Source organism: Butyrivibrio fibrisolvens, from assembly GCF_023206215.1.
Lineage (GTDB): Bacteria > Bacillota > Clostridia > Lachnospirales > Lachnospiraceae > Butyrivibrio > Butyrivibrio fibrisolvens_C.
In genome coordinates this window covers 3811883-3838855 of sequence record NZ_CP065800.1, presented here as the reverse complement: position 1 = coordinate 3838855, position 26973 = coordinate 3811883, and the positions used below count along the sequence as shown (strand labels likewise).

General features: G+C 38.9%; 27 protein-coding genes and 1 tRNA gene. 25 read left to right on the top strand and 3 right to left on the bottom strand.

The genetic code is table 11. From position 1 onward, the window contains the following. Nucleotides 1-450 precede the first annotated feature (450 nt). The 6 genes from I7804_RS16120 to I7804_RS16095 all read left to right on the top strand — a co-directional run bounded on the left by I7804_RS16120 (nt 451) and on the right by I7804_RS16095 (nt 3922). Nucleotides 451-801, top strand: coding sequence for a hypothetical protein (locus I7804_RS16120; protein ID WP_248404173.1), 351 nt, complete (start codon nt 451-453; stop codon nt 799-801). Then, nucleotides 770-1039 (top strand): hypothetical protein, encoded by a 270-nt coding sequence (locus tag I7804_RS16115; RefSeq protein WP_248404172.1) that lies wholly within the window; start codon nt 770-772, stop codon nt 1037-1039. Before I7804_RS16120 ends, I7804_RS16115 begins: the two co-directional genes overlap by 32 nt. 50 nt (nt 1040-1089) lie before the next feature. Beyond that, entirely contained in the window at nt 1090-2094 is a 1005-nt protein-coding gene (locus I7804_RS16110; protein ID WP_248404171.1) for a hypothetical protein, read from the top strand. Between the two features lie 308 nt (nt 2095-2402). After that, on the top strand, nt 2403-2690 hold the full coding sequence (locus tag I7804_RS16105) for a Nif11 family protein (protein ID WP_248404170.1): 288 nt from the start codon (nt 2403-2405) through the stop codon (nt 2688-2690). Between the two features lie 93 nt (nt 2691-2783). After that, nucleotides 2784-3233, top strand: coding sequence for a hypothetical protein (locus tag I7804_RS16100; RefSeq protein WP_248404169.1), 450 nt, complete (start codon nt 2784-2786; stop codon nt 3231-3233). Nucleotides 3234-3451: 218 nt separating this feature from the next. After that, nucleotides 3452-3922, top strand: coding sequence for a GNAT family N-acetyltransferase (locus tag I7804_RS16095; RefSeq protein WP_092045594.1), 471 nt, complete (start codon nt 3452-3454; stop codon nt 3920-3922). Nucleotides 3923-4092: 170 nt separating this feature from the next. Here the strand turns inward: I7804_RS16095 and I7804_RS16090 are convergent, their stop codons facing one another. After that, nucleotides 4093-4308, bottom strand: a complete 216-nt coding sequence (locus I7804_RS16090; protein WP_027215783.1) for a hypothetical protein — start codon at nt 4306-4308, stop codon at nt 4093-4095. A gap of 306 nt (nt 4309-4614) precedes the next feature. Between I7804_RS16090 and I7804_RS16085 the strand changes: the two genes are divergently transcribed. The 3 genes from I7804_RS16085 (at nt 4615) to I7804_RS16075 (ending at nt 7251) form a co-directional block, all read left to right on the top strand. Continuing rightward, nucleotides 4615-4833 carry a cation transporter gene (locus tag I7804_RS16085; RefSeq protein WP_022759278.1) on the top strand — a complete coding sequence of 73 codons (219 nt, stop codon included), beginning with the start codon at nt 4615-4617 and terminating at the stop codon, nt 4831-4833. A 132-nt stretch (nt 4834-4965) separates the two neighbouring features. Further along, a complete protein-coding gene (locus I7804_RS16080; protein WP_248404168.1) occupies nt 4966-6852 on the top strand; it encodes a heavy metal translocating P-type ATPase in 1887 nt (628 codons plus the stop codon). An 81-nt stretch (nt 6853-6933) separates the two neighbouring features. Continuing rightward, nucleotides 6934-7251, top strand: a complete 318-nt coding sequence (locus I7804_RS16075) for an ArsR/SmtB family transcription factor (RefSeq protein WP_022753495.1) — start codon at nt 6934-6936, stop codon at nt 7249-7251. Between the two features lie 2 nt (nt 7252-7253). On the opposite strand, the gene I7804_RS16070 is transcribed toward I7804_RS16075, so the two are convergent. Next, a complete protein-coding gene (locus I7804_RS16070) occupies nt 7254-7715 on the bottom strand; it encodes a divergent PAP2 family protein (protein WP_051199693.1) in 462 nt (153 codons plus the stop codon). Nucleotides 7716-8070: 355 nt separating this feature from the next. Here I7804_RS16070 and nrdG point away from each other — a divergent pair, with 355 nt between their 5' ends. From nrdG to I7804_RS15995, 15 genes are all read left to right on the top strand, one after another. Continuing rightward, nucleotides 8071-8571, top strand: coding sequence for an anaerobic ribonucleoside-triphosphate reductase activating protein (gene nrdG / locus I7804_RS16065; RefSeq protein ID WP_022753497.1), 501 nt, complete (start codon nt 8071-8073; stop codon nt 8569-8571). A 71-nt stretch (nt 8572-8642) separates the two neighbouring features. Continuing rightward, complete coding sequence (locus I7804_RS16060) at nt 8643-11243, top strand: ribonucleoside triphosphate reductase (RefSeq protein ID WP_331477825.1); 2601 nt, start codon at nt 8643-8645, stop codon at nt 11241-11243. 167 nt (nt 11244-11410) lie between these two features. After that, nucleotides 11411-12316, top strand: a complete 906-nt coding sequence (locus I7804_RS16055; RefSeq protein ID WP_248404167.1) for a TrmH family RNA methyltransferase — start codon at nt 11411-11413, stop codon at nt 12314-12316. 142 nt (nt 12317-12458) lie between these two features. Continuing rightward, on the top strand, nt 12459-13151 hold the full coding sequence (locus tag I7804_RS16050) for an epoxyqueuosine reductase QueH (RefSeq protein ID WP_248404166.1): 693 nt from the start codon (nt 12459-12461) through the stop codon (nt 13149-13151). Continuing rightward, on the top strand, nt 13151-13489 hold the full coding sequence (speD, locus tag I7804_RS16045) for an adenosylmethionine decarboxylase (RefSeq protein ID WP_022753501.1): 339 nt from the start codon (nt 13151-13153) through the stop codon (nt 13487-13489). Before I7804_RS16050 ends, speD begins: the two co-directional genes overlap by 1 nt. A gap of 4 nt (nt 13490-13493) precedes the next feature. Then, nucleotides 13494-14621 carry a DUF4178 domain-containing protein gene (locus tag I7804_RS16040; protein WP_248404165.1) on the top strand — a complete coding sequence of 376 codons (1128 nt, stop codon included), beginning with the start codon at nt 13494-13496 and terminating at the stop codon, nt 14619-14621. Nucleotides 14622-14662: 41 nt separating this feature from the next. Further along, nucleotides 14663-16168, top strand: a complete 1506-nt coding sequence (locus tag I7804_RS16035) for a polyamine aminopropyltransferase (RefSeq protein ID WP_248404164.1) — start codon at nt 14663-14665, stop codon at nt 16166-16168. A gap of 239 nt (nt 16169-16407) precedes the next feature. Then, a complete protein-coding gene (gene argS / locus I7804_RS16030; protein WP_248404163.1) occupies nt 16408-18180 on the top strand; it encodes an arginine--tRNA ligase in 1773 nt (590 codons plus the stop codon). 249 nt (nt 18181-18429) lie between these two features. Next, nucleotides 18430-19734 (top strand): MATE family efflux transporter, encoded by a 1305-nt coding sequence (locus I7804_RS16025; RefSeq protein ID WP_248405983.1) that lies wholly within the window; start codon nt 18430-18432, stop codon nt 19732-19734. Between the two features lie 272 nt (nt 19735-20006). Beyond that, nucleotides 20007-20080 (top strand) — tRNA-Met (locus I7804_RS16020). 92 nt (nt 20081-20172) lie between these two features. Next, nucleotides 20173-20379: a hypothetical protein gene (locus I7804_RS16015; RefSeq protein WP_074755028.1), complete on the top strand. Its 207-nt coding sequence runs from the start codon at nt 20173-20175 to the stop codon at nt 20377-20379. Between the two features lie 56 nt (nt 20380-20435). Beyond that, nucleotides 20436-20924, top strand: a complete 489-nt coding sequence (locus I7804_RS16010) for a DUF6896 domain-containing protein (protein ID WP_248404162.1) — start codon at nt 20436-20438, stop codon at nt 20922-20924. Between the two features lie 21 nt (nt 20925-20945). Continuing rightward, a complete protein-coding gene (locus tag I7804_RS16005) occupies nt 20946-21467 on the top strand; it encodes a YcxB family protein (protein ID WP_248404161.1) in 522 nt (173 codons plus the stop codon). Between the two features lie 158 nt (nt 21468-21625). Beyond that, the gene (locus I7804_RS16000; RefSeq protein WP_248404160.1) at nt 21626-23422 is read left to right on the top strand and encodes an ABC transporter ATP-binding protein; all 1797 of its coding nucleotides are present in this window, start codon (nt 21626-21628) and stop codon (nt 23420-23422) included. Between the two features lie 345 nt (nt 23423-23767). Then, nucleotides 23768-24613, top strand: coding sequence for a YitT family protein (locus I7804_RS15995; RefSeq protein ID WP_034464749.1), 846 nt, complete (start codon nt 23768-23770; stop codon nt 24611-24613). Between the two features lie 144 nt (nt 24614-24757). On the opposite strand, the gene I7804_RS15990 is transcribed toward I7804_RS15995, so the two are convergent. Then, a complete protein-coding gene (locus I7804_RS15990; protein WP_248404159.1) occupies nt 24758-25207 on the bottom strand; it encodes a hypothetical protein in 450 nt (149 codons plus the stop codon). Nucleotides 25208-25582: 375 nt separating this feature from the next. Between I7804_RS15990 and amrA the strand changes: the two genes are divergently transcribed. Beyond that, a complete protein-coding gene (amrA, locus tag I7804_RS15985) occupies nt 25583-26968 on the top strand; it encodes an AmmeMemoRadiSam system protein A (RefSeq protein ID WP_248404158.1) in 1386 nt (461 codons plus the stop codon). Nucleotides 26969-26973: the final 5 nt, after the last annotated feature.

Here is a 26973-nt window from a genome sequence, read left to right as displayed (position 1 = left end):
TATAAAATGCGGAAGGCATCGTGTATTCCTGAGGCTGGCAGTAAATAAATGATTTTCTTGTCATGAAAATTATTTAAAATTCAAGGCATGATATCTGGACTAATATATTCTGGGATTTATAAACTCGCTTCGCTCAAACAGATAAATCCCAAACAGAATATATTAGTCCATCTATCAAGCTCTTGAATTTAATATAATTTTCGAAGACAAGAAAATTATTTATTTACTAACAGCCTCAGGAATATTCAAGGTCTTGGTGTTTTTTATATGTGCGAAGTTTAAAAACTATAATAAAAAGATTTACGAAACAGATGCAGTTCATCGGATGAAAAATGCATTTCGTCAGATTTTAAAGTATTTAAAAATGATATTAGTATAATTTTATTGGATATAGTAGAAGCTTTTGTGAAAACGGAATACATATAACACAAATGGATGGGGAGAACTTTAATGGGAAAAAGAATTTTTATGGATGTGTCACAGGTGTTTGCTATTGCAGATAAGCTGAGTAATTACAGTGACACTCAGACTTCAATGATTGATAAATATCATCTTACAGCAATAAAGATGATAGATAGTATGGAAGGTGCATCTAAAAATAGCCTTGAAATGGCTGCCAATCATATCAAAGCTGAGACGTGTGATGCAATTGGGAGAATGACAGGATTTAATCTAATATATAAGATTACTGGAAATAATAGACTACTAATTGATAAGGAAGGTGCAGAAGCAGCAAAAATAAAAACACTCCAAAATAGAACAGAATTAAGTGCTTCGAGAGATAAATTATGTAAATATTGAAAGAAGAGTTGATGAAAATGGTGATGTTAAATATGTTGTTCATAATTCAGGTTACTATAGTGATGATAATAAAAATAATAGTCCAGATAAAGATGAATTTGTCGAAATGGAATATGACTCTTTGGATGAAGCAATAGAAAATGTTGGTCATGATCATGATTCAGAACCTGTTATGATTATTAAAATCACAAAGCCGGAATATAATGATGCCCCAGAGAAAGAGGAAAAGCCGTGTTAAAAAAGCTTATATCAATATGTGTAATTATGATCATTATGCTTACAGGATGTATGAAAGCAGCAGATGGATATGTTTCTTACATTGAGGATTTTGGCCCTAATGATATAGAATGCCATTCGTATTATCACTATATGCGTGTTGAAGGTGGAAGGTATGATTCGTGCCTTGCGCGATATGACTTGATTACGGAGTCTGATCAAGAAATATATATCGTTGATGATTTGGAAAAACAAAGAATTACGAGCTTTTGCGGAGATGATAAGGGTGTGTTTTATGTAGTAGAGACATTTCAAGAAAAGAATGAAGAAAGAGTTCTTTTCTATTATGATCTTAACTCGCAGGAAACAGAAACATTACTTACTTCAAATGATCATTTGACTGTATATAAGGACTCCAGTACAAATCGAATAAGGGTTTCAGATGGTACGCAAAAATATAATATTGATAACGGCAGTTTACAATTGGCGGAAAATGAAGAAGTTGTTGTGAGTTCGATTAATAGTGATGAAAGTTGCATTGAACTTGTAAATGATGATGGAACTGAAATAAGTATTAGTAAAGAATATGGAAATAAGGAATTTACTTATAGCATAGGGGATACGACAGGTGTTATCAGCGCACTATCAGATTGTGGTGGTGAAGAATCAGGGGTATCATATAACTTCATTATAGAAGAAAATAATGTGGTAGGTGTTGTTCAGATTACAAAAGGCGGTAGTGGATATGGCGGCTTGGGTATAATTCCTAAAAATATTCTTCCGGCTAGTAAATTAAAAAGGGAAGTGCTTGTTTCCTTTGACTACACTACTGGTGAAAGTGAAATACTATTTGAGACCAAAAATAATTCGATAAGAATTATTGGATATAGAGATGACAATGTATATTTATTGAATAAAGGAAATATAATCAAAAGAAACCTGGCAGATGGAAGTGAGACGGAACTATGCACATTGTCATATGAAGGAGATAATCAATTATCATTCTCATGGATTGGTAGTAGTCTGGTAATCTTTGATGAAGATGATTATCAAGTGATCGCTAGTGTTCAAACTTAAACTAAAAATGGATTGCCGGGCTAGGGTAAAGTTTTTGTAGGATTAATAGATAATGGTAAAATAATTGTACGCAATAAAAAAGGACAACCTTCTGTGTTAACATATTTGTTGGCAAAAACAAAAAATGCAGGAGGTGTCCTTATGGACAGTATAAAACAAATTTGGGAAGAAGGGAAGAAAAACTTGTAAAAATTAAGGAATCTTTTGCAAAGAAGTTACAGTTCAGACGCAATGTCATTTAGTTAACATCACGAGTTAGACCCTAAATAAAGAATCTAACTCGTGATGTTAACTAAATGACATTGGGTATGAACTGTAGCGAGATGCTGGACAGACTATTTGAAAAGGCAAAAGCAGATGAAGATCTTAGAAAAAAGCTGATTGATACTAAAAAATCAGATAATTCGCTGGCTGATTTTTGCGCTATTGCGACAGAAAATGGTCTTGAATTATCTGTCATGGATATGATCAATCAGGGCGAAGAATTCTATGCGGAGATCAAGAGAAGTACTAATGGCGGCGGCGAGAACTCTCCGGAACTTGATGAGTGGAATGATGAGTATAATATTTTTATGATGAGGCTCGAAGCACTTTGATCTGCTGTGCTAAGCTAATCATTTGCAGAGCACTTTAGGTTATCAATAGAATTAAAAATGTGTTATTTGTAAAAGTTATTTTTAGGGGAGTTTATGGTTATTTTTGAAGAAACAAAAGATGATTATCATGTTATATTCAGCCTGTTTTGGTTCTTGGTTTTGATTACAATATGGGCAATTTTTGGCGTTTTAATAGACTATACAGGCGGAATTAATTCAGAATTAAATTATCCTTTTTATATAATATTAGTAATTGGCTTTTTCTGGAGCATTATATTGTTGATAGCCAATTTAAAGCGATGTATTTCTAATTTAAATAAAAAGAAATTCATTTTTGATGATCATTCTTTTACCATCAAGCATTTTATTTTCAAGAAAAGATATGAATACAGCGGACTTCGTAATGTGAGTATAAATTATGAATTTATAGCTTTTGTATATTATGATAAGCAGAATACTATTGAAATTAAGGAATATGAAATTGCATATAATGTTGCAGCAGAAATAGAAAAACATCTTAAGGCAGGAGACATGGCAGACTGATGAGTTTTTGTGACAAATGTATTGATAGTACTGATATAAGAATCTAAAGAACATTTAGGTAGTCTTAAGCAGTTTATGATGCTGGATAAGGTCTATAGTATTTTTCTTGTCGTGTATCCTGATGAAACTGTTGTTATTGGGTACGGGGAATTTGAGTCGTAGAATATGCAGATGTTATATTTCGTTTATTCTTTGGTTTATAGAAGGGGATGAATATAATGGATATTGTATATAAAAAGCTAACTGAAAATGAACTTGACCAGATCATTGAAATGAGAATTAATCAGCTGACAGAAGAGTATACTTCGGAAGGTAAGACTGTTCCTGAAAATGTGGATCTTAAGAAATCGCTGATGGATTTTTATACCAAGAATATGGCTGCTGGTACATATGTATCCTGGCTTGCTTTTGACGGCGATAAGATAGTTGGCACAAGCGGAATGTCTTTTGCAGAAAAGCCTCCGTACTTCACTTGTCCTACAGGGAGACTTGGAATCTTATCAAGTATGTATACGGATCCTGATTATAGAAGGATGGGCATAGCAACGCAGCTTCTGGACAGAGTTGTCAAGGAAGCTAAGGACTATGGATGCGGAACAATCTATATTACAGCTTCTAATATGGGTGTTAAATTATACGAATCATATGGATTTAAGCAAAATGGTAATTTCATGCAATATAATTTCTGAGAAAATATAAAGGTTAGAGATATTTATTTTTAATAAAGATGTTATGCCGGTCACTGTTAGATATTTGTAACAGTGACCGGCACGTTTTTTCTCATTAGTGAGAAGTTTAGTAATAGTATTGTTTTTTAGGGCACAAAAAATGGATCCGAAGATCCATCTGGAAGTATTATTTAGGCCATTCTTGCGAAGGCTGCAGTACATTTGTTGAAGATGTCATCTGCGAGATCGTCGAGATTATCATTATCTTCTTCAGTAATGTTATCAGTTGCGGAAGTGGTTGTTGTACCCTGCATGCTCAGAAGCCCGTTGATTACGTCAACTGCTTTGATGTAGTTGTCATCTGATAACATTTTTAGTTTTTCTAAAGTTGTGTCAAGCGCCTGCATTACTAATAAATCCTTTCATATATCATCCTTAATAAAAAATCAACTTTTATATAATAGACCGAAAAAAAGCCATTTTCAAGCTAAAACTTTAATTCGCATAGTGCTAGACGGCATTTGGATTATGCCTTAATTTTATTTAGTTTTCTTGATTAAAATTCATGTTTTGGGCCCATGTTTTTGACGAAAATTTTGAGTAAAAAAGCCTTGCAAAAAGGTATGGTTGGGTGTATATTGAATACAACATATGAACAAATGCTCATTTAATTAAAAATAAATCAAGGCCATGGTGCCGGAAAGAGGAATAATATGAAGAAAACTTACGCTATTGATGTTGATTGTGCTAACTGTGCAGCTAAGATGGAAGATGCTACCAAGAAGACAGAGGGTGTAAAGGACTGCGTAGTTAACTTTATGGCTCTTAAGATGAAGGTTGAGTTCGAAGAGGGCGCTGATCCTGCAGTTGTAATGCCTGAAGTACTTAAGAACTGCAAAAAGGTAGAGGATGACTGTGATATTACATTCTAAGTCTTGTAATTTATTGAATGTTAGGGAATTTTAGATATTAGGATATCTCTTTTGGGTAGAAAAGGAGATGTTCGATTAAGAGTAGCCGTTTAAATGAATATATACTTTAAAGGCTATTAAGAAGGAATGCTTATGAACAAGAAACAGAAAAAGACACTAATCAGGATCATAATATCAGCAATACTTATGATAGCCGGAATATTCATTCCGCTCGAAGGCATTGCGCTGTTTGTTTTTTACCTGATTCCATATTTTATCATTGGATATGATGTCCTTTTGAAGGCATGGAAGGGTATTTTAAACCGCCAGCCTTTTGATGAATGCTTCCTTATGGCTGTTGCAACCATAGGAGCTATAGTCGTAGCTATCATGGGTAAGGGCGAATATACTGAGGCGATTGCGGTTATGCTTTTTTACCAGATAGGAGAGTGGTTCCAGAGCGTGGCTGTAGGTAAGTCAAGGCGCAATATCTCAGAGCTGATGGATATAAGACCTGACTACGCTAATATAGAAAATGAGGATGGAAGCCTTGAAAAGGTTGATCCTGATGAGGTAGAAGCTGGAACTGTTATAGTTGTGGAGCCTGGCGAGAAGATTCCGATCGATGGAATCGTAGAATCAGGTAGATCTACTCTTAATACAAGTGCTCTTACGGGTGAGAGCATTCCTACTGATGTAGAAGAGGGCGATGAGGTGCTTAGCGGCTGCATCAATATGTCTGGTATCCTTCGCATTAGAACTACTAAAGAGTTTGATGAATCTACTGCTTCCAAGATTCTTGATCTTGTTGAGAATGCAAGTTCAAGAAAGTCTAAGTCAGAACAGTTCATTACTAAGTTCGCAAGAGTTTATACTCCTGTAGTTGTATACAGTGCTCTTGTGCTTGCAATCCTTCCCCCACTTGTAAGGATGCTTTTCATGGGACTTGATCCTATGTGGCCTGAGTGGATCTACAGGGCGCTTACCTTCCTTGTAATCAGCTGTCCTTGTGCTCTTGTTGTTAGTATACCTCTTAGCTTTTTTGCCGGACTTGGCGGATCAAGCAGAGAAGGCGTACTTATAAAGGGCTCCAACTATATGGAGATGCTGTCAAAGGTTAGAACTGTTGTTTTTGATAAAACAGGAACTCTTACAAAGGGCGTATTTGAAGTTAACGGAATTCATCATTCAAAGCTTCAGGACGAGGAGCTTTTGTATTTTGCAGCACATGTTGAGAGTGCTTCTTCACATCCTATCAGTAAGAGCCTTCAGAAGGCATTTGGTAAGGATATTGACAGAAAGCTTGTTTCTGATATTAAGGAGATAAGCGGTAAGGGCGTAACGGGAATAGTTGATGGCAAGAAGGTTGCGGCAGGTAACGAAAAGCTCATGAAAGAGCTTGGAATCGACTTTATACCATGTCATCATACCGGCACAATAGTGCATGTTGCAATTGATGATAAATATGCAGGTCACATTTTGATCTCTGATGTGATAAAATCAGAGTCAGGCGATGCGATAAGGTCTCTTAAGGGAAGCGGCATCAAAAAGACTATCATGCTTAGCGGCGATGCCAAAGCTGTTGCTACGGAAGTTGCGGAAAGCCTTAAACTTGACGAAGTCAGAAGTGAACTTCTTCCAGGAGATAAGGTATCTGAGATCGAAAGAATCATTAATGAAAATGGTAAAGATGGCAAAGTTGCTTTCGTTGGTGACGGAATCAATGATGCACCTGTACTTTCAAGAGCAGATATAGGAATCGCCATGGGAGCTCTTGGTTCAGATGCGGCTATAGAAGCTGCAGATGTAGTTCTTATGAACGATGATCCAAGACTTATAGCAAAAGCAATAAAAATATCGCGTAAGTGTATGAGTATCGTTTATGAAAACATAGTATTTGCGATTGGTGTTAAGGTAATATGCCTTATCCTTGGAGCAGTTGGTATTGCAAATATGTGGCTTGCGGTATTCGCTGATGTAGGCGTACTCATTATCGCAGTTATAAATGCTATCAGAGCTCTCTTTGTAAAGAAGTTGTAAAAAGAGATAATGGATATGGTGTGACTATAGATGGTACAGTCTACATCGATAGTGTTATAGATCAGAAAATGGAGAATTATTATGGCAGAACATTTCAAAATACCACAGAACATAAATGCAGATGATGAAAAGCTTTTAGATCTTGCAGATCTGTTCAAGGCATACGGAGATGTTACAAGACTTCGCATCATGTTCAGACTTTCAGAAGGCGCTTGCTACGTTAATGACCTTGCTGATGATCTTGGCATGACACAGTCAGCCATATCTCATCAACTTAAGCTCCTTAGACAGGCAGGACTAGTGGGAGCAAAGCGTGATGGAAGAAATATAATCTACAGCCTTGCGGACGAGCATGTCAGCACTATAATCTCACAGGGCTGGGATCATATTAATGAATGATATTAAAGGATGACCAGACATACTACTAAAGCACATATAGTACCGGTTATGACTCCGGCAACTATCTCAGGGAATGTATGTCCCATCTTTTCATCAAGATTTTTATCGTAAAGAGGTTCTTTATTTTCAGCAAGATCTCGTTCTCTGAGCTTGTTGAGGATATAGGCCTCTTTTCCTGTTGTAAGGCGAACGCCCATTGCATCGTACATTACGACCATTGCAAAGAAGAATGCGATAACAAATTCAAAAGAAGAAACGCCGTATACGATACCTGTAGAAATAAAAAGTCCTGTAACGAGAGATGAATGTGTGCTTGGCATGCCGCCACCGCCTACAAGGCGCTTAACACTAAAACCGTCACGTATAGAATCAATTATTACTTTGACAAGCTGAGCTACGAACCATCCTGAACCGGCTGATACGAAAACTTTGTTGGTAAAAAGATCTGTAAGAAATGAAATCATTGTATATTCCCCCGAAATACTATCCCTATATTTTGTATGCAGGTATATAAGGTATTTTTGATACCTGCTGAAGATCAGATTACGATCATAATCCTCACGTCATATAATAACACAGAAAAAATCAAGTACCCAAAACGAATTTCCGCATATTTGTGAAAAGTGTTTAAAAGAATCTAATAAGTATACCCTAAAATAAATATTTCACTTCACAAAGTGGCGTAAAATCTAGCAAACCACATTTTGTGGAAAAAATATCTTTTGTAAACACAATATATAGTGGTATAATTTCTGTGGGGATATTGGATATTAATTCATTTTATTTCGTTTATATATTTTTTCACTGATAATAACAACAATGAGAATAGCCGGAACGATCAAACATTCACTGGTCAATGGACCAGGTATACGTTTTGTAGTCTTTTTTCAGGGGTGTATTCATCACTGCAAGGGTTGCCAGAACATGGACACCTGGGACCCGGACGGTGGCGAATCCATAGAACCTGATGAGCTAATAGAGATGATCAGAAATACAAAACATCTTGACGGAGTTACACTATCCGGAGGAGATCCTTTTATGCAGGCACAAAGCGCGGCGTATGTTGCTAAAGCCTGCCATGATATGGGACTTTCTGTATGGTGCTATACAGGATATACCTACGAAGAGATCATGGAAGGAAAGGCTCCCGAAGGGGCAGTAGAGCTTCTTGGAGAGACAGATGTTCTTGTGGACGGAAGGTTTGAAATTGATCTTAAATCCGAAGAGTGTCTGTACAGAGGAAGTACCAACCAAAGGCTTATCGATACGAAAGAAAGTATAGCAAAAGAATATGTGTGTGATTGGAGGCAGACTGACTGATAGAGCTGGCTTACATCTTATAGGGGCCGTTTCTGCCTTTTGGACTGTTTAAATTTATAAGGGGGTTTACAATGATCAACACTATCGTAAAACGTGACGGTACACAGGTGAAATTTGATGAGGCCAAGATCACCTCAGCCATGCAGAAGGCACTGGATTCAGTCAAGGCCGACTATTCTGATAAGGATCTCAAGACGCTCACAGGTGCGGCTGTAGTAGATCTTTATGTCAACAGTGCTGACAAGAACCTGTGTGTATCTGTCGAACAGGCTCAGGATGCGGCAGAAGCAGCTCTTATGAGGGGCGGCTATTATACTGCTGCAAGATCTTTTATCCTTTACAGACAGACTCACAAGGTTATAAGAGGTATAACCAAAGAGGTTAAGAATTTTGCTGTAGGTATGGTAGATGGTTCACTTGGTAGTGCTGATGATATGACAGATGCTGATCCTTGTCAGGCTATGGATATCATAAAGAACCAGAACGCTTCTACAGCAGGTGGCACCATGGGTGCGGCTATCCTTGCAGAGTCAGAAGCTATCACCAAGATGTGGTGGGAGAATATATATGATCCTGAGATAAGATCTCTGTGCCAGATTGATGGCGGCAATGGTGAGATATATATCCATGATATGGGTATGGCAGCAGGATACTGCGCAGGATGGTCACTTAAGGATCTTCTGCTTAACGGTCTTGGCGGCGTTCCTAACAAGATTGCATCAAGCCCGGCTTCACACTTATCTACTGCAGTTATGCAGCTTGTGAATTTCCTTGGAATTATGCAGAATGAATGGGCCGGTGCTCAGGCTGTATCTTCTTTTGATACATATCTTGCACCTTTTGTTAAGGCTGATGATCTGTCCTATGCAGAAGTCAAGCAGTGCATGCAGTCATTTGTCTTTGGCGCCAACGTATCAAGCAGATGGGGAAGCCAGTGTCCTTTTTCCAATATAACTCTGGACTGGACTGTTCCGGAAGATATGGCTCCGCAGAAGGCTATAGTAGGCGGCAAGGAGCAGGAATTCACCTATGGCGATTGCAAGCGTGAGATGGATATGATCAATAAGGCATTCCTTGAAGTTATGATTAAGGGTGATGCCAACGGAAGAGGCTTCCAGTATCCTATTCCCACATATTCAATTACCAGGGATTTCGACTGGTCTGATACAGAGAACAACAGACTCTTGTTCGAAATGGCTGCCAAGTATGGAACACCATATTTTTCCAATTATATTAATTCCGATATGAAGCCATCAGATGTCAGATCTATGTGCTGCAGACTACGCCTTGATCTTAGAGAACTTAGAAAACAAAATGGCGGTAATTTCGGAGCCGGAGAAAACACAGGATCGATAGGTGTAGTAACTATAAATCTTCCGCATATAGCATATATATCTGCAACTGAGGAAGATTTCTTCAAAGAACTTGAATATGCAATGAACATTGCGGCAAGAAGCCTTGATATCAAGAGAAGAGTAGTGACACAGTACCTTAATAAGGGAGCATATCCTTATACCAAGGTATATCTTAAGGCAGGATTCAAGAACCACTTCTCGACAATAGGACTTGTAGGAATGAACGAAGCGTGCCTTAATGCAGGATGGATAGGCGAAGATCTTACATCCGACAGGGCGCTTGAATGGGCCGGAAAAGTTCTTGATTTTATGAGAAATAAGCTCTCTGATTATCAGGAACAGTACGGGTGCCTTTTCAACCTTGAGGCAACTCCTGCAGAGTCAACTTGCTATACACTTGCCCGCATGGATAGAAGGAACTTCCCTGACATCATTACAGCAGGCAGAAGCGGCGAAACTCCTTACTATACAAATTCATCACATCTTCCTGTTGGAGCAGTTGATGATATATTCGATGCTCTGGACAAAGAAGATGACCTTCAGTGCAAGTATACAAGCGGAACAGTATTCCACGCATTCCTTGGGGAGAGACTCCCTGACTGGAAGCAGGCAGCTAAGTCTGTAAGGACTATCGCTGAGAACTACAGACTTCCATACTTTACACTTTCTCCTACATACTCAATCTGTGAAGATCACGGATATATTAATGGAGAGACCAGTATCTGCCCTGTATGCGGAGGCAAGGCTGAGACTTATTCAAGGATCACGGGATATTATCGTCCTGTAAGTAACTGGAATGCCGGTAAGGCTCAAGAATTTGAAGACAGGAAGACCTACAATATGAGCCGTATTGTAAGTAAGAGTGCATCTGAGATCCTGAATCATGTTGATGCAAATAATGATGCGACTCAGAATGCTATCGAGAAGGAATTCGAGCAGGCCAAAGTTGCAAGAGAAAACCTGGCATCTTTCTTGTCAGGAGACAGCTCAGTTTCGAAGGAACCTGTTCTTGAAGTTATCGAAGAACATAGCGATGAACCGGGGATCATGGTCACAGATGATCAGATAACTCTTCTGACAACCAAGGACTGTCCCAGATGCCGCATGGCCAAGGAAGCTTTGGATCAAAGAATGGTAGAGTATTCTATCATCGATGCTTCCTTTGATGAAGGAAGAGATATGGCACTCAAATACGGAATCATGTCAGCACCTGCCATGTTCGTAGATTATGGAACTTCTGAAAAGGTCATTACTGACTTTAACGAGATAATGCGATTCATAAAGACAATTGACGTAGCTGAGAAGGTTGGGTATTAATTGGTAAAGCCAAACTTCCCGCTTACGATAAGAGGTTAGAAAATGCATACCCCTGATTGTTCCTTGATGATTATATACAAAGGAATATATCAGGGGTATTTCTGTGTTAGAATAAATGGTGCAGTATACTCGAAGACTTTGCGAAAGTGTGGAAGTTTTTTGACAAGATGAAGAGGTTTAAGGTGCAGATAGAATATATTAAAGATTTTGATGACGACAGATTGTCGGTATATAAGGATCTTAATGAGTCGCAGCTTCGCCATTATTATGAACCTGATGGCGGAGTTTTTATTGCGGAGAGTTTGAAAGTCATAGACAGGGCGTTTAGCTTTCCATGCGTACCGGAGTCTATCCTTGTGGAAGAAGAGAAGTTAAGCCATCCGGAATATATGGAGCTTATAGAGCGCATTACTTCTTATAATGAGGGTCTTTCATCCGGTGATAGCAATGTATCTGTATATGCCGTAGAGCATGACAAACTATCAGCTATAACAGGATATAATCTAACAGGCGGGATACTATCAGTTATGAAAAGGCCTTCTATGCCAGAGGTCATTGATCTTATCAGAGATACAAGAAGGATCGCAATCCTTGATACAGTTGTTAATCCTACCAATATAGGTGCCATATTCAGAAGTGCTGCAGCATTCAATATTGAAGCCATCCTTCTTACCAAGGGCTGCTGTGATCCTCTTTCAAGAAGAGCTATCAGAGTCAGCATGGGCAATGTGTTCCAGATCCCCTGGACTTATCTTGATTCTGACGAAGATGAATATAATGATGAAAGGCAGAGATCTGCAGGACTTGTAAGAGGGAACTTTGAACTCCTTCATAATCTTGGTTTCAAGACTGCTGCTATGGCTCTAAAGCCGGAGTCTGTAAGACTTGATGATGAGAGATTAAAGCAGGAAGACAAGCTTGCCATAATAATGGGCAATGAAGGCGACGGATTATCAGATGCAGCCATCAAGATGTCAGATTACAAAGTCATAATCCCCATGGCTCATGATGTGGATTCTCTAAACGTGGCTGCTGCAAGTGCTGTTGCCTTTTGGGAGCTCGCCAGATCATAGATCAGAAACTAAAAGCTTTCCATTTGGAGATGCCGGTCCGTCCAAGTGGGAAATCGGCATCTTTTTTATATCGACAATAGGACAGTTTTTTGGTATAACGTAATGTGCCCCAAAAAGTTTTGTAAGTATATAGGCAGGTATTATGAATAAAGTTAATTATGCCAAAGAGCTGGAAAATTACATAAAAGAAAGGCAGAAGGAGGGAGTATATCCAAAGCTTCTTCTCCATGCCTGCTGCGCGCCGTGCTCATCATATTGTCTTGAGTATCTAAGAGAATATTTTGACATAACGCTCTTTTATTATAATCCCAATATAACTTCTGAAGCAGAGTACGTAAAGAGAGTGGAAGAGGAAAAGAGGCTGATAGAAGCCTACAACAGGCAGATAGATGACAATGACTTTGAAGGGATGAATTCAGATTCTAATGCAAGGAAGATATCTTTCCTTGAAGGTGAATATGATCCTTCCAAGTGGCTTAGTGCAGTCAAGGGACTTGAAGAGTGCCCTGAAGGGGGCAACAGGTGCATCAGGTGCTTTGAACTAAGACTTGATGAAACCGCCAGAATTGCTAAAAAACTGGGATTTGACGGTTTTACTACAACTCTTACCATAAGCCCTTTAAAAAATGCTGATAATTTAAACAAAGCAGGGAAGGAAGCTGCAGATAAGTACGGCACCGTTTTCCTTCCATCTGATTTTAAGAAAAAGAATGGATATAAGCGTTCTATAGAGCTTTCTAAGATGTTTGGCTTATACAGGCAGGATTATTGCGGTTGTTCTTTTTCCAAAGCGCAAAGAGAGCGCGAGAAACAAATGCAAAAGGAGAATGAATAATGGCAAGGCATCTTGTAGCAGATCTATATGGCTGCACAGATATGATCGACGATCCTGAGGCGATAAAGGAGGCTGCGCACAAAGCAATAGATTTTGTAGGAGCTGAAATAGTAGAAGAGTGTATACATGAGTTTGAACCCATCGGAGTTACATATTTTGCCGTGATAACTACTTCACACTTTTCGGTTCATACATGGCCTGAATACGGGTATGCGGCAATAGATGTCTTCTCATGCTCAGATACTGTTACAGAAGGCATTACAGACAAACTTAAGGAACTGTTTAAGGCCACGCAGATCAAGACTCAGATTATTGAAAGGAATATTAGTAGTTTATAGTTAGATGAATATAAAAGTTGGTTCTATTTTAAAGATAAAAAATGTTGAAGCACATGTAATTGGATGGATAACTTATAAGAATACTTATGATGGCAATAAAACCTGGACAGAATACAGACTTATGACCAATAGAGGCGAAGTGTGGCTGTCTATGGATGATTTTTATTCAGAATACTCTGTTTCATGGCCGGCCAATGATGTTCGTGGAAGGATAAGTTCAAAGTGGCACGAGGTTGACAGAGGTCATCAGGTAGTTACCGGATGCTCAGGAGATGTAGACGTAGAAAGAGGCGATGAGGCTGATTTTATAGAGTATGAAGATATAACTGAAGAGAATACTTTGTCTGCAGAAATTTGGGATGATGGAACAGAATATTCCAGGGGCGAATATATTGAGCTTAGTGATATTCAGATAACAGGATATAAAAAGCCTAAGTTTAATATATATAAACTGCTTGGCAGTCAAACTTTTTGGGCTTTTGCCTTTTTTATCTTTATATTATTGTTTGCCATTGCGGATTCATTACCGCCTTTACCCAAATATATAGATAAATATCTTAAGAAAAGTCAAAGTTATGAGTATGTAACTTCGATAACAGGCAATGAAAAGCAAAAAGCTGATGTATATGAATATACAGGTGCAGGTAATACTAGTGTAAGCATCTCATATGGTTCATATAAATCCGGCGAATCATCTTCGTATTCTACAGACTATGTTGCCAAAGATATCATAGATGGTATTGAAGGTCAGACAGAATCAGTAACCCAGGAAGATGGTGTAAGCGATGCTCCTATTGCCATAGTTACTAAGTCGGAGTACTGCCTTATATATCATCCGGAAGATGATGCTGACAAGGTTTATATCCAGATATCCAAAAGAAAGTATAACTATGCTTCGGACAACTCTCCATATAAGAGCTCGGAGAGTACCACAAGATGGTACAGGAGTCATTATTACAGTTCAAGCTATAGCTCGGATTCCAAGAAATACAGTCATACTCCGTCTGCCTATGAGTCCTATACCGGAGAGACTATTTATGACATAGGTGGCAGCTATTATGATAGCTACTCCTCTTCAGTAAGGCAGTCCAGTATCAATTCCAGAAGATCTTCCAGCGGAGGGGGCAAATAAGGGATTGTGGTTTTAGATATATTTTGTATTAGAGGTTATTTATGAGTAAGAAGTACAGACTACTGATGCTGACGACCCTGATCATATCAGGATGCTCTATGTGCTATGAGCTTATCATCAGTGCGGTGAGTTCTTATCTTTTGGGCAATAGTACACTGCAGTATTCAGTGACTATTGGCCTATATATGGCGGCGCTTGGATTTGGTTCATATATTTCCAAGTATTTTACCAAAAATCTTTTTAATGTATTTGTAACTATAGAGCTGGGAATAGGTGTTATCGGCGGTATCAGTTCACTGGTATTGTTTCTTGCTAATATATACATATCAGGCTATGCAGTTGTTATGTACCTTGAGATTATCATAATAGGAGCCTTTGCAGGTGCAGAGATTCCTGTTATGACCAGGATCATAGAGCAGGATGAGAACAATCTTAAGGTTACTCTTTCATCTATCTTTAGTTTTGACTATATTGGCGGACTTGTAGGAGCTGTGGCATTTCCTCTTATCCTGCTTCCTAAGCTGGGATATTTTGCCACATCTTTTTTGTGTGGATTTATGAATATAGTTGCAGCCCTTCTTATCATGTGGAAGTTTGGCAAGAGGATAGAGAGGATCCGTGTCTATCGCATGCTTGCTATCATCCTGTCAGGTATTATGCTTCTTGGAATGATACTGGCTGATACGATATCTAATTCTGTAGAAAGCGGCCTGTATATGGACAGGGTTATCCTTATAGAGCAGACACCGTATCAGAAGATAGTCATGACCAAGCACAGGGATGATGTAAGGCTCTTTATAGATGGTAATTGTCAGTTCTCTACTGCTGATGAGTACCGTTATCATGAAGCTCTTGTACATATACCTATGAATGAAGTAGATACAAGGCAGAACATACTGATCCTGGGCGGAGGCGACGGACTTGCAGTCAGAGAAGTCCTAAAATATCCTGAAGTCAAGAAGATAGACCTTGTAGACCTGGATGCAGAGATGATCAGGATATGCAGCACTGACAAGAATATCACGGATATCAATGAGAACAGCCTTCTGTCCGATAAGCTGAATATCCTTAATATGGATGCTTATGAATATCTTGAGAACTGCAGTGAGAGATATGATGTTATCATAGTTGATCTTCCTGATCCTAATACGGAGGTTTTGAATAAACTCTATTCTAATATCTTCTATAGGATGTGCGGCGGGTGCCTGACTGACAGCGGCGTATTGGTAGTTCAGTCCACAAGCCCATATTATGCTACCAAGGCATTTTGGTGCATAAATAAAACAATTGAAAGCGAAGGCTTTAATGTCAAAGCTTATCATATAGAAGTTCCGGCTTTTGGGGACTGGGGATTTAATATGGCAAGCAAAAGAGAACTTTCAGAAGAGATCACTTTTGATGTTGAGACCAAATATCTTACAAGTGACAATGTGGCCTCTTTATTTACTTTTGGCAAAGATGAAGTGAATCTTGATGTTGATATCAATCAGCTGACCAGGCCTGTTTTGATGGATTATTATAACAAAGCTGAGGAAGTCTGGGATTAGTGACCTGTATCCGTTTATCGGCGCATGTTTGGCAAGTGCGAAGTATGAGTAATATGACTCTTTGAAAATTGCGGATGAATATTTGATACGATAATATTTTAATATTGCTATATTTTGATAAATGAAATAATAACGTTTGACTAACATATATTTCTTTATTATTATACATTAAGAGATTTTGAAAGCTTAATTTCATATATATACAGATTTTAATAGTTTTTTATTGAAAGGACAAAGTTTTGGAAAAGATATTAGACCTTATTAGTAAAGAAGTATCTGATGCCTTTGAGGCAGCAGGATATGACAAAGCCCTTGGTAAGTGCGGCGTTTCTAACCGTCCTGATCTTTGTGAGTTTCAGTGCAATGGTGCTATGGCAGGTGCCAAGCAGTATCACAAGGCTCCATTTATGATTGCAGATGAAGTTGCAGCTAAGCTTTCAGGCAATGAGATGTTCGAGAAGGTAGATTCTGTAAAACCCGGATTTTTAAATCTTACACTTAGCCGTGAATTCGTTCGCTCTTATATAGTTAAGATGCTTCATGAGAAGAGATTTGGTGTTGATCTTCCTGGTCATGAGCCTACAATAGTCCTTGATTACGGCGGACCTAACGTAGCTAAGCCTCTTCATGTAGGACACCTTCGTAGTGCTGTAATCGGTGAGTCTTTAAAGAGAATCTTAAGATATACAGGCAATAAGGTAATTGGTGACGTTCATCTTGGTGACTGGGGTCTTCAGATGGGCCTTATTATCACAGAGCTTAAGCTTCAGAAGCCGGATCTTCCATACTTTGATGAGTCATATACAGGAAGCTATCCTAAGGAGCCGCCATTCACTCTTTCAGAGCTTGAGACTATCTACCCTCTTGCATCCGGTAAGTCCAAAGAGGATGAAGCTTATAAGGCAGCAGCTCTTGAAGCTACCAAGAAGCTTCAGGACGGAGACAGAGGATACCGTGCTCTTTGGCACCATATCCTTAATGTATCAGTATCTGACCTTAAGAAGAACTATAAGAACCTTAATGTTGATTTCGACCTGTGGTGGGGCGAATCCACTGTTCATGACATAATCCCTTCTATGGTAGATTATTTCAAGGACAACGGATATGCTCACGAAAGTCAGGGCGCACTTGTTATAGATGTTACAAGAGATGATGATGCCAAGGAGCTTCCTCCTTGTATCGTACTTAAGAGTGATGGTGCAGCACTTTATGCTACAACAGACCTTGCTACTATAAAAAAGCGTATGGATGAGTATCATCCTGATGCTATCTATTATGTAGCTGATAAGCGTCAGACTCTTCATTTCACACAGGTATTCAGAAGTGCTCATATCTCTAAGCTTGTTATGCCTGAGACAGATCTTCAGTTCGTAGGCTTTGGTACTATGAACGGAAGCGATGGTAAGCCATTTAAGACTAGACAGGGCGGCGTAATGCGTCTTGAGAGTCTTATAAGCGAGATCGATGAGAAGATGTATAGCCGTATCAAGGAAGGCAATGCCGATATCAGCGATGAGGAAGCAAGGAAGACATCACATCAGGTAGCTCTTGCGGCACTTAAGTATGGTGATCTTTCTAACCAGCCTTCTAAGGATTATATCTTTGATATAGACAAGTTCACTTCATTCGAAGGAGATACAGGCCCATACCTTCTGTATACTATCGTTCGTATCAAGTCTATTCTTGCCAAGTACGAAGAGCAGTCAGGCAAGAAAGCCAAGGATGCACGCCTTGCAGTATCAGGATCTGATAATGAGAAGGCACTGTGCCTTGCACTTACAGGCTTTGCAGAAGCAGTAGAAAGCGCAGCCAAGGAGCTTATGCCTAATAGGATCTGTGCATATATCTATGGACTTTCTAATACATTCAACAGCTTCTACCACGAGACAAGAATCCTTGCAGAAGAGGATGAAGCCAAGAAGGAGAGCTATATAGCACTTCTTTATAACACGCTCAGAATTATGGAGACTGGTATTGATCTTCTGGGATTTGATGCTCCTGAGAGAATGTAATTATATATGATGTAGTAGTCATTAAATATATCTGATACCTGCATCATAATATGAGATGTATTCTTGAACTATATGTTCAGGAATGTATGAATTATAAGCAGGTTCTGCTGGGATTATCCACAGAACCTGCTTTAATGATAAGGGAACTTAAAAACTTTTGACTATGAAAGTGTGCAGCTTTTGAAAACTAATAATATAAGTAAGTCAAAGACCGATACTGGTCATATCTTTAGTAATCACGCTCTTTTGATGCTTATAATCCCTGTGATCGCAGAGCAGTTTCTGACATCTCTCATGGGTCTTGCAGACTCTATGATGGTCAGCAATGTTGATGACTATTCACTTGGAGCTGTTCAGCTTGTAGATTCTATCAATATACTTGTCAATCAGGCCTTTGCAGCTCTTGCTACAGGCGGCGTTGTCATATGTTCTAATTTTATAGGACAGAAAAATAAGGACAAGGCACAGGAAGCTGCAAGGCAGGTGTCATTGTCAGCACTTATACTGTCTGTAGCAATAACAATTATATGTCTATTGTTCAGGAACGGGATCCTGAATACGGTATTTGGTAAGGTTGAGGATGCGCTTATGGTCAAGGCGCAGGTGTACTTTTTCATCACCATATTGTCTTTTCCCGGGATTGCTTTGTATAACGCGGGATCGGCCATATACAGGGCTCAGGGCAATACCAGAAGGCCTCTTCTTATATCTATCGTATGTAACTTTATCAATATTGTCGGCAATGCGGTATTCATCTATGTATTCGGACTGGGAGTTGCAGGCGCTGCGCTTTCTACTTTTATCTCAAGATGGCTGTCTGCAATTGTAGTTTTTGCCTATCTTCATAACAAGGATCAGATGATAAGCATAAGAGACTATAGAACTATCAGACCTCAGGGATACCTTATCAAAAGAGTTCTGGCCCTTGGAATCCCTAATGGAATAGAGAATTCTATGTTCCAGTTTGGTAAGCTTGTGATCCAGTCTACAGTCTCCACTATGGGTACCGTGGCTATTACAGCTCAGGCTATGACCAATATCATGGAGAATGTTAACGGAGTTGCAGCCTGCGGCGTAGGAATAGGTCTTATGACTGTTGTGGGACAGAGTCTTGGCGCCGGAAGAAAAGATGAAGCAAGATATTACGTTAAGAAGATGGCGATATGGGCTGAGATTGCTATTATATTAAGTTGCCTGTTTATATTTGCGCTTAGAGGACCTATCACGAGTCTTGGTGGCATGAATTATGAAAGTGCCAAGCTTTGCATGTATATGTGCGGCCTTATAACAATTGTAAAGCCGCTGTTCTGGGTTCCTGCCTTCCTGCCGGCTTATGGTATGAGGGCAGCAGGAGATGTGCGATTTTCTATGATATTGTCTGTAATAAGCATGTGGACGGTCAGAGTCGGTGTTACTATAGCACTGGTACATGTATTTGGATTCGTATCACCTGTTGCTGTATGGTGCGGAATGTTCTCTGACTGGTTTGTAAGAGGAGTATTTTTTACTATAAGATTTATGAGTGGCAAGTGGCTTGATCATAAAGTGGCTTGATGTGTGTAAATATCTGTATGCTTAAGTGAAAATGATTCTTACTCATATGATGTGACTTTTGTAAGTGGAATAAATGCAGTAAAATAGCGCCCGGAAGGCTCCTTTAAGGAAGAGTCTCCGGGCGTGCTGTTATCGTAAAAACGGAGCAAAATAAACCTTAAAAAATTTTATAATTTTTTGAAAAAATGTGTTGACATTAAACTTGATTCGAGGTATATTATACGAGTCGGTTGTGAGTGACACCGCTTCACACCACTGATAAATACTGACATGGCGAGATAGCTCAGTTGGCTAGAGCACGCGGTTCATACCCGCGGTGTCGAGGGTTCGAATCCCCCTCTCGCTACTAATAAAACCCCAGACTTTTGAGTCTGGGGTTTTTGCATACAAGAAGTAAATTAAATCAGAAACTATCATGGTGGAGAGGGGGCTCTAGTCATGAAAAATGATGAGTTTCAAAATAAGGAGTTAACACCTGCGCAGATTGATATGATTCGCCAAACTATGGCAACGCTGTCTATAGAAAATCTCAAAATTGGTAAGGTAGGGACAGAGGCTATGGGAAGTATGCTAAAGGGCGATATTTCCATACAAGACTACCAGAAAATGTTAAAGGAGAACTACAAGGCTAGCAATCAGCAGTAACCAAAGTGTTTTGATGGTAAAAAAATGAAATACCACATTAAAAATAGGCAAGCAATATGGATGAAGTATTTATAAATGCAGTGAACGATTATTACCACATTATCGAAGATGCATGTTTAATTCTGATTAATTACATCAATGAATCGGAACAAATGAATATTACGAACAAACGAGAATTACTCGATTATATTTATTCTCACCATATTATCAATAAGAAAATATGTGAGAGGACATACTATTTTCATGGCGTAGGATGTACTGTTGAAGTAGATGGAATACCCAAAATCGATTGGGATTTTGGGTACCTTCATTTCTGGTGTGGAATTGATCCATTTAAGATGGCTCGTACATTGAATAATACATCTGGATCAGGGTGCAAGATTTGGGACGGTAAAGATATATTCGAACAGTGTGAAAAATATCTGAAAGAAGATGGTTATTTGTATAAATATAAGAACCAGTATTATTTTGATTGGACCCAGCAGAGTCTTAAAAAAGAGTCTTTACAGCAAAAAAGTTTGATTTTAGAGAGTTACGATAAGTAGTTGAAAAGGAGAATAAATAACATGGATTCAAATATAAATATGCCGCTTGAAACTTATGTTAATAGTACCTATAAAACATTTAAAGAAGCGGAAAGAACGTATTATAAAAGCAAAAATAAATTAATGGTTGTTATATATATACTTGTTATATTTATGATAATTTGTAGTCTGCTCCTGCTTATGTTGGGAAGTGATGTAACAACTTCAATTACCTTCCTTGTAATTAGTGTCCTATATTTACCGGGAATCTACTTGATTAGATTATTACTTATTAAGAAAATGTACAAAACAAATGCTGCTTTACATGATTCTACAATTCATTATATTTTCTATGATGAATACTTTGAGCTTTCTACGCCTTTAACACAAAGTAAAGTAAAATATGAAGCAATCTATTCAACAATAGAAGGGGACAATTACATTTTGCTTTTGCCATCAGCTAAGAAATTTTTCATAATTGACAAGAGAAATTGTAGCGAAGAACTTATCAATTTTCTTCACATAAAGATGGAAGAAATCAACGCCAGAAATTCAAAGAAATAATTATTCTACAGATATATTTGAAGATTAATTTAAATTAACGTCAAAAATTTTAACTTTACTATATCCTAATCCCCACAAATAGAATATAATTTAATCTTGCAAAAGCAGTTCATTACAGGCCATTACAATGATGACCTGTTCTATTTGTGGGAGGATATATGGCTAAGAAGAGTAATGCAAGCATCGAAACAAATACAGGAAAGCAGACTTATTCCTCAAGGGAGCTGATAGGTAGATTTCTTCCCTACATCAAGAAATACCGCGGGCTTTTATACCTGGACCTTTTCTTTGCATCACTTACAACGCTGTGCGATATTGTCCTTCCTATGATCATGAGAAGGCTTACCAATTCTGCCCTTGGTAATACACAGCCGCTTACGGTAGCTATTTTACTAAAACTTGTCGTTTTGTATGTTCTATTAAGACTCGTTGATGCCGGAGCTAACTTCTTCATGCAGTCTCAGGGCCATATCATGGGCGTATATATAGAGACTGATATGAGACGTGATGCTTTCGAGCATCTTCAGAGGCTTTCTGCCACTTATTATTCCAATCACAAGATAGGCCAGATCATGGGCCGTATAACCAATGACCTTTTTGATGTTACTGAGTTCGCTCATCACTGTCCAGAAGAGTTCTTTATAGCGGGCATCAAGATGGTTGTGTCATTTATAATTCTGTCAGGATCATCACTTCCTCTGACACTTATGATCTTCGCCTGCCTACCGGTTATGTTCGTTGTATCTGTGAAAATAAATCACTGGCTTCGTCAGACACAGAAGGCGCAAAGAGTACAGGTCGGTGAACTTAATGCGGCGATTGAAGAAAGCCTTCTTGGAGAGCGCATAGTCAAGGCTTTTACCGGCGAGGACGAGGAAAAGAGGAAATTCGAAGAAGGTAATATAAAGTTCCAGACTATCAAGAAGAGATTCTACTACGCTATGGCAACCTTTGGTACATCCACAAGGCTGTTTGATGGCCTTATGTATACTGTAGTGATACTAGGAGGAGGTCTTTTCCTGATCCATGATCTGATAAGCGCAGGCGATCTGGTTGCATATATTCTATATGTATCAACGCTTATTGCCACCATCAGAAGGATAGTGGAGTTTGCAGAGCAGTTCCAGCGCGGAATGACAGGTATCGAGCGTTTTATAGAGATAATGGATACACCTATTGATATTAAGGATTCTAAAGATGCAGTAGATATCCATGTCGCAGATGGCGGCATAAGTTTTAACAATGTTAATTTTGAATATCCGGATGATCACAACAAGGTCCTTCATGATTTCAATCTTAATGTAAGCCCTGGCGAGAATCTTGCTATTGTAGGTTCTTCAGGCGGCGGTAAGACTACTATCTGTAACCTTATTCCAAGGTTCTATGATGTCACTAAAGGCCATATAGATATTGACGGTCAGGATATCAGTAAAGTGACTCTGAAAAGCCTTAGACAGTCAATTGGAATAGTTCAGCAGGATGTTTATTTATTTAGCGGTACTATTCGTGATAATATAGCTTATGGAAGACCGGGGGCCAGTGATAGAGAGATTGAGGAAGCTGCTGTGATGGCAGGAGCCAATGAGTTTATTGACAGACTTCCTAATGGCATGGATACTTATATAGGCGAACGAGGCGTTAAGCTTTCGGGAGGTCAGAAGCAGAGAATATCAATTGCCAGAGTATTTCTCAAAAATCCTAAGATATTGATACTTGATGAAGCAACTTCTGCACTTGATAATGAGAGTGAGCTTTATGTAACTCATAGCCTTGAAAAGCTTGCTAAGGGCAGAACTACCATAACCATAGCGCACAGACTTACAACTGTTCAAAATGCTGACAGGATCATAGTCCTTGGTAAAGAGGGAATCATGGAAGAAGGAACCCATGAGTCTCTATTGGCAAAAGAAGGAACATATTATAAGCTGTGGAATCGTATGGCGCAGCTTGATTAATGCAGCATAAGGCGTCAAAAGGAACTCTTGACACCTACCTCATAAAATAAGAAATATAAAGGGAAAATAATGAAAAAGCTAAACGATGATAATAAGCTTGCTGAAGATATAAAGAATCTGGAGAAAGAAACAGAAGATTTGGATACTAAAGTTTTGGATATTAATATTGTGGATAATAATATGTTGGCTGATAATACGATGAACACTAATATGTCAGATACAAATGTATCAAATACTAATATATCTGATGAAAGAATATCTGATAATAATGAGAATTCAGGTACCAGATCAAAGGTAGCTGATTCCAAAAATGATGATGATATTTTACGCAAGAACCCTGTAGATATGATCAAGGAGTTTATAGTGATAACCCTTGCAACAGTTATTATTGCTGCTGCGGTATTTTTCTTCCTGATACCAAGCCATACAGCGGTTAACAGCGTATCCGGACTATCTATAGTACTATCCAATCTGATTCCATTTTCAATAGCTCAGATTACTCTTTGTTTAAATATCATTCTTTTGATAATAGGCTTTCTTACCTGTGGTCATGAGTTTGGTATTAAGACTGTATATACCTCGATACTGCTTCCTGTACTTCTTGGGGTATTTGAAAAGGTATTTCCTGATAACCAGTCACTTACAGGAGATATGGCCCTTGACGTAGTATCATATATATTTACTGTTAGTATAGGTATCAGTATCCTCTTTTCCTTAAATGCATCATCAGGAGGTACTGATATCCTTGCAATGATCCTCAATAAATACCTTCATATGGAACTTGGCAGGGCAGCTACGATAGTAGGCGTTACAATAGCCTTCTCTGCAGCACTATGTTATGATTCCAAAACTGTCATCCTAAGTATCCTTGGAAGCTATTTCAACGGAGTGATACTGGATGAATTCATATTCAACCGCAATCGTAAGAGACGAGTGTGCATTACATCGCCCAAAGAAGCTGAGATCAGGAAATTTATAATTGAGAATCTCCACAGCGGCGCGACCATCTACGAAGCCTATGGCGCATACAGAATGCAGAAGCACAATGAGATAATCGTTATAGTTGATAAAAGAGAATATCAGCAGCTTATGAACTACATGCAAAAAGTCGATCCTCAGGCCTTTATGACAATCTATGATGTCAACGAGGTTAGATACCGCTCTAAGTCTCTTTCTGAAAGAATATTCTAAATACTAAAATACCCACTTGGATGTTGGTTTATCCAGGTGGTTTTTTGATTAATTCAAACTTCGCACTTGGATGGTGTAGTTGCTAAAAAAAATCCGGCCGTTTGGGGAAAACGGCCGGTGTAGTGGGGTATTACTATACGGATATCATGCAGTTTCCTGCATAGGGGTAATGGCTGGATTAAGTTCGAAGTTTTCAAGCTTCGAAGCATTGTTAACAGATTCCTGGCCTGACTTTGCATTGGCCATAGCTACTTCATTGCGAACAGGATCGTTGTCTGTCTGCTGTGGGGATAGCTGCTTAACTGTTCCTTCCGGGAAAGTTTTGGTTGAAGGATCCTGAGAACTTGACTGGTCTTTGGACGCGTCGGATTCACTGGACTGTGCAACCATCTGACTCTTCTGATAAGCATCCTTGCCTTCCTGACTTAAAGAAACAACGGCATCGGCCTCCTTGGAAGCGACATCCTGTTTTTCCTGAAGTTTGGTCTGCTGGCTTTGTGCTTGCTGGACTTTGTCATCTCTAAGAGCCTTCTGATAGGACTGAATCGCTGTTGACAGATCAGCATTGTTCATAGTTACTGATGATACTTGCATATGAACTCCTTTCCGGAGCGGATATCCATATCCTTGAAAGGCTCCTTGAAAAGCATGAAAGGAATCAAAAAGGCGTCCTTGCGAATTTGAATTCCCGGTTATCTAAATCTAAGTCAATACTTATGTAAGATTTCTTGCAAAAACATATTATGAGGTAGTCTTATATTATCATAAAAACGTCAAAAAATAAAGCCTTTTTACAAAAAATATAAAAAAATATGATTGTTAGATGATAAACAAACTTTCTGATGCTGTTGTATCTTCAGTGCATTATTTTGTTTTATAATGATCTTAGCAATTAAATCTTTGCATCATTTTCAAATTTATATTAGCCTTAAATAATGATCTTCCGGTGGTACTGCCTTGGAGGTGTATATGAGTATAGTTGGTGGCATTATGGTTCCTCATCCTCCGCTTATTATTCCAGATGTGGGAAGGGGCGGTGAGAGTGTTATCAGTAAGACTACGGCTGCTTATAAGGAGGCTGCTGATTTTGTGGCATCTCTTAAGCCTGATACGATCGTGCTTTCGTCTCCTCACAGCGTTATGTATTCTGATTATCTTCATATCTCTCCCGGATATGAGGCTTCAGGAGACATGGGAAGATTTGGTGCACCTAATGTCAAGATAAGTGTTTCGTATGATGCTGAGCTTAGCTCTAAGATATGTGAACTTTCTGAAGATGAGGACATTCCTGCAGGGTACATGGGCCAGAGGGATAAGTCTCTTGATCATGGAACGATCGTTCCGCTTTATTTCATAATGCAGAAATATACTGATTTTAAGCTGGTGCGTCTTGGTATATCCGGGATTTCTTTTGCTGACCATTATAAGTTTGGTAAGCTTGTTCAGAAAGCCAGTGATGAACTTGGAAGGCGGGTATTATATGTTGCAAGCGGAGACCTGTCCCACAAACTCAAAGATGACGGGCCTTACGGCTTTGATGCAAGCGGCCCTGTCTATGATGAAAAGATCATGGACTGTATGGGAAGGGGAGCTTTTGGAGAGCTACTGTCTTTTGATCCCTATCTGTGTGATAAGGCGGCTGAGTGCGGCCACAGATCTTTTGTCATAATGGGAGGAGCATTAGACGGCCTCAAAGTTAAGACTCATAAGCTGTCACATGAGGATGTAACGGGAGTTGGATACGGAATCTGTACATATAAGGTAGTAGGCGATGATGACGATGCCAGATATCTTGATAAGTATCTGGAAGCTGAAAAGAAGACACTTTTGGAGAAAAAAGCTATGGAAGATCCTTATGTAAAACTTGCAAGAAAGACTATTGAGACCTATATAAAAGATGGATACGTGATAGATGTGCCGGATGATCTTCCGCCCAAGATGTATGAGCAAAGTGCAGGAACTTTCGTATCTCTTCATATAAGGGGCGGTCTTAGAGGGTGCATTGGAACTATATCTGCAACCTGTGACTGCGTGGCCGGGGAGATCATTCAAAATGCCATATCTGCAGCAACCAAAGATCCGAGGTTTGAGCCTGTTACGCAGGATGAGCTTGATAAGCTTGAATACAGCGTTGACGTACTTGGAGAAGCTCAGGATATAGATTCTAAGGCTATGCTTGATGTAAAAAGGTACGGAGTGATAGTTACAAATGGCTATAGGAGAGGACTTCTTCTTCCTGATCTTGACGGAGTTGACAATGTCGATGATCAGATAGCTATTGCTAAGCGTAAGGCAGGAATCGGAGAATATGAGAAGGTGGATCTTCAAAGATTTGAAGTCATAAGACATCATTGATAGTA

What these genes read in the sequence shown, in the direction of transcription:
- I7804_RS16120 (WP_248404173.1), top strand. Translation starts at nt 451, where the DNA reads ATGGGAAAAAGAATTTTTATGGATGTGTCACAGGTGTTTGCTATTGCA.
- I7804_RS16110 (WP_248404171.1), top strand. Translation starts at nt 1,090, where the DNA reads ATGAAAGCAGCAGATGGATATGTTTCTTACATTGAGGATTTTGGCCCT.
- I7804_RS16105 (WP_248404170.1), top strand. Translation starts at nt 2,403, where the DNA reads ATGAACTGTAGCGAGATGCTGGACAGACTATTTGAAAAGGCAAAAGCA.
- I7804_RS16100 (WP_248404169.1), top strand. Translation starts at nt 2,784, where the DNA reads ATGGTTATTTTTGAAGAAACAAAAGATGATTATCATGTTATATTCAGC.
- I7804_RS16095 (WP_092045594.1), top strand. Translation starts at nt 3,452, where the DNA reads ATGGATATTGTATATAAAAAGCTAACTGAAAATGAACTTGACCAGATC.
- I7804_RS16090 (WP_027215783.1), bottom strand. Translation starts at nt 4,308, where the DNA reads ATGCAGGCGCTTGACACAACTTTAGAAAAACTAAAAATGTTATCAGAT.
- I7804_RS16085 (WP_022759278.1), top strand. Translation starts at nt 4,615, where the DNA reads ATGAAGAAAACTTACGCTATTGATGTTGATTGTGCTAACTGTGCAGCT.
- I7804_RS16080 (WP_248404168.1), top strand. Translation starts at nt 4,966, where the DNA reads ATGAACAAGAAACAGAAAAAGACACTAATCAGGATCATAATATCAGCA.
- I7804_RS16075 (WP_022753495.1), top strand. Translation starts at nt 6,934, where the DNA reads ATGGCAGAACATTTCAAAATACCACAGAACATAAATGCAGATGATGAA.
- I7804_RS16070 (WP_051199693.1), bottom strand. Translation starts at nt 7,715, where the DNA reads ATGATTTCATTTCTTACAGATCTTTTTACCAACAAAGTTTTCGTATCA.
- nrdG (WP_022753497.1), top strand. Translation starts at nt 8,071, where the DNA reads ATGAGAATAGCCGGAACGATCAAACATTCACTGGTCAATGGACCAGGT.
- I7804_RS16060 (WP_331477825.1), top strand. Translation starts at nt 8,643, where the DNA reads ATGATCAACACTATCGTAAAACGTGACGGTACACAGGTGAAATTTGAT.
- I7804_RS16055 (WP_248404167.1), top strand. Translation starts at nt 11,411, where the DNA reads ATGAAGAGGTTTAAGGTGCAGATAGAATATATTAAAGATTTTGATGAC.
- I7804_RS16050 (WP_248404166.1), top strand. Translation starts at nt 12,459, where the DNA reads ATGAATAAAGTTAATTATGCCAAAGAGCTGGAAAATTACATAAAAGAA.
- speD (WP_022753501.1), top strand. Translation starts at nt 13,151, where the DNA reads ATGGCAAGGCATCTTGTAGCAGATCTATATGGCTGCACAGATATGATC.
- I7804_RS16040 (WP_248404165.1), top strand. Translation starts at nt 13,494, where the DNA reads ATGAATATAAAAGTTGGTTCTATTTTAAAGATAAAAAATGTTGAAGCA.
- I7804_RS16035 (WP_248404164.1), top strand. Translation starts at nt 14,663, where the DNA reads ATGAGTAAGAAGTACAGACTACTGATGCTGACGACCCTGATCATATCA.
- I7804_RS16025 (WP_248405983.1), top strand. Translation starts at nt 18,430, where the DNA reads ATGCTTATAATCCCTGTGATCGCAGAGCAGTTTCTGACATCTCTCATG.
- I7804_RS16015 (WP_074755028.1), top strand. Translation starts at nt 20,173, where the DNA reads ATGAAAAATGATGAGTTTCAAAATAAGGAGTTAACACCTGCGCAGATT.
- I7804_RS16010 (WP_248404162.1), top strand. Translation starts at nt 20,436, where the DNA reads ATGGATGAAGTATTTATAAATGCAGTGAACGATTATTACCACATTATC.
- I7804_RS16005 (WP_248404161.1), top strand. Translation starts at nt 20,946, where the DNA reads ATGGATTCAAATATAAATATGCCGCTTGAAACTTATGTTAATAGTACC.
- I7804_RS16000 (WP_248404160.1), top strand. Translation starts at nt 21,626, where the DNA reads ATGGCTAAGAAGAGTAATGCAAGCATCGAAACAAATACAGGAAAGCAG.
- I7804_RS15995 (WP_034464749.1), top strand. Translation starts at nt 23,768, where the DNA reads ATGATCAAGGAGTTTATAGTGATAACCCTTGCAACAGTTATTATTGCT.
- I7804_RS15990 (WP_248404159.1), bottom strand. Translation starts at nt 25,207, where the DNA reads ATGCAAGTATCATCAGTAACTATGAACAATGCTGATCTGTCAACAGCG.
- amrA (WP_248404158.1), top strand. Translation starts at nt 25,583, where the DNA reads ATGAGTATAGTTGGTGGCATTATGGTTCCTCATCCTCCGCTTATTATT.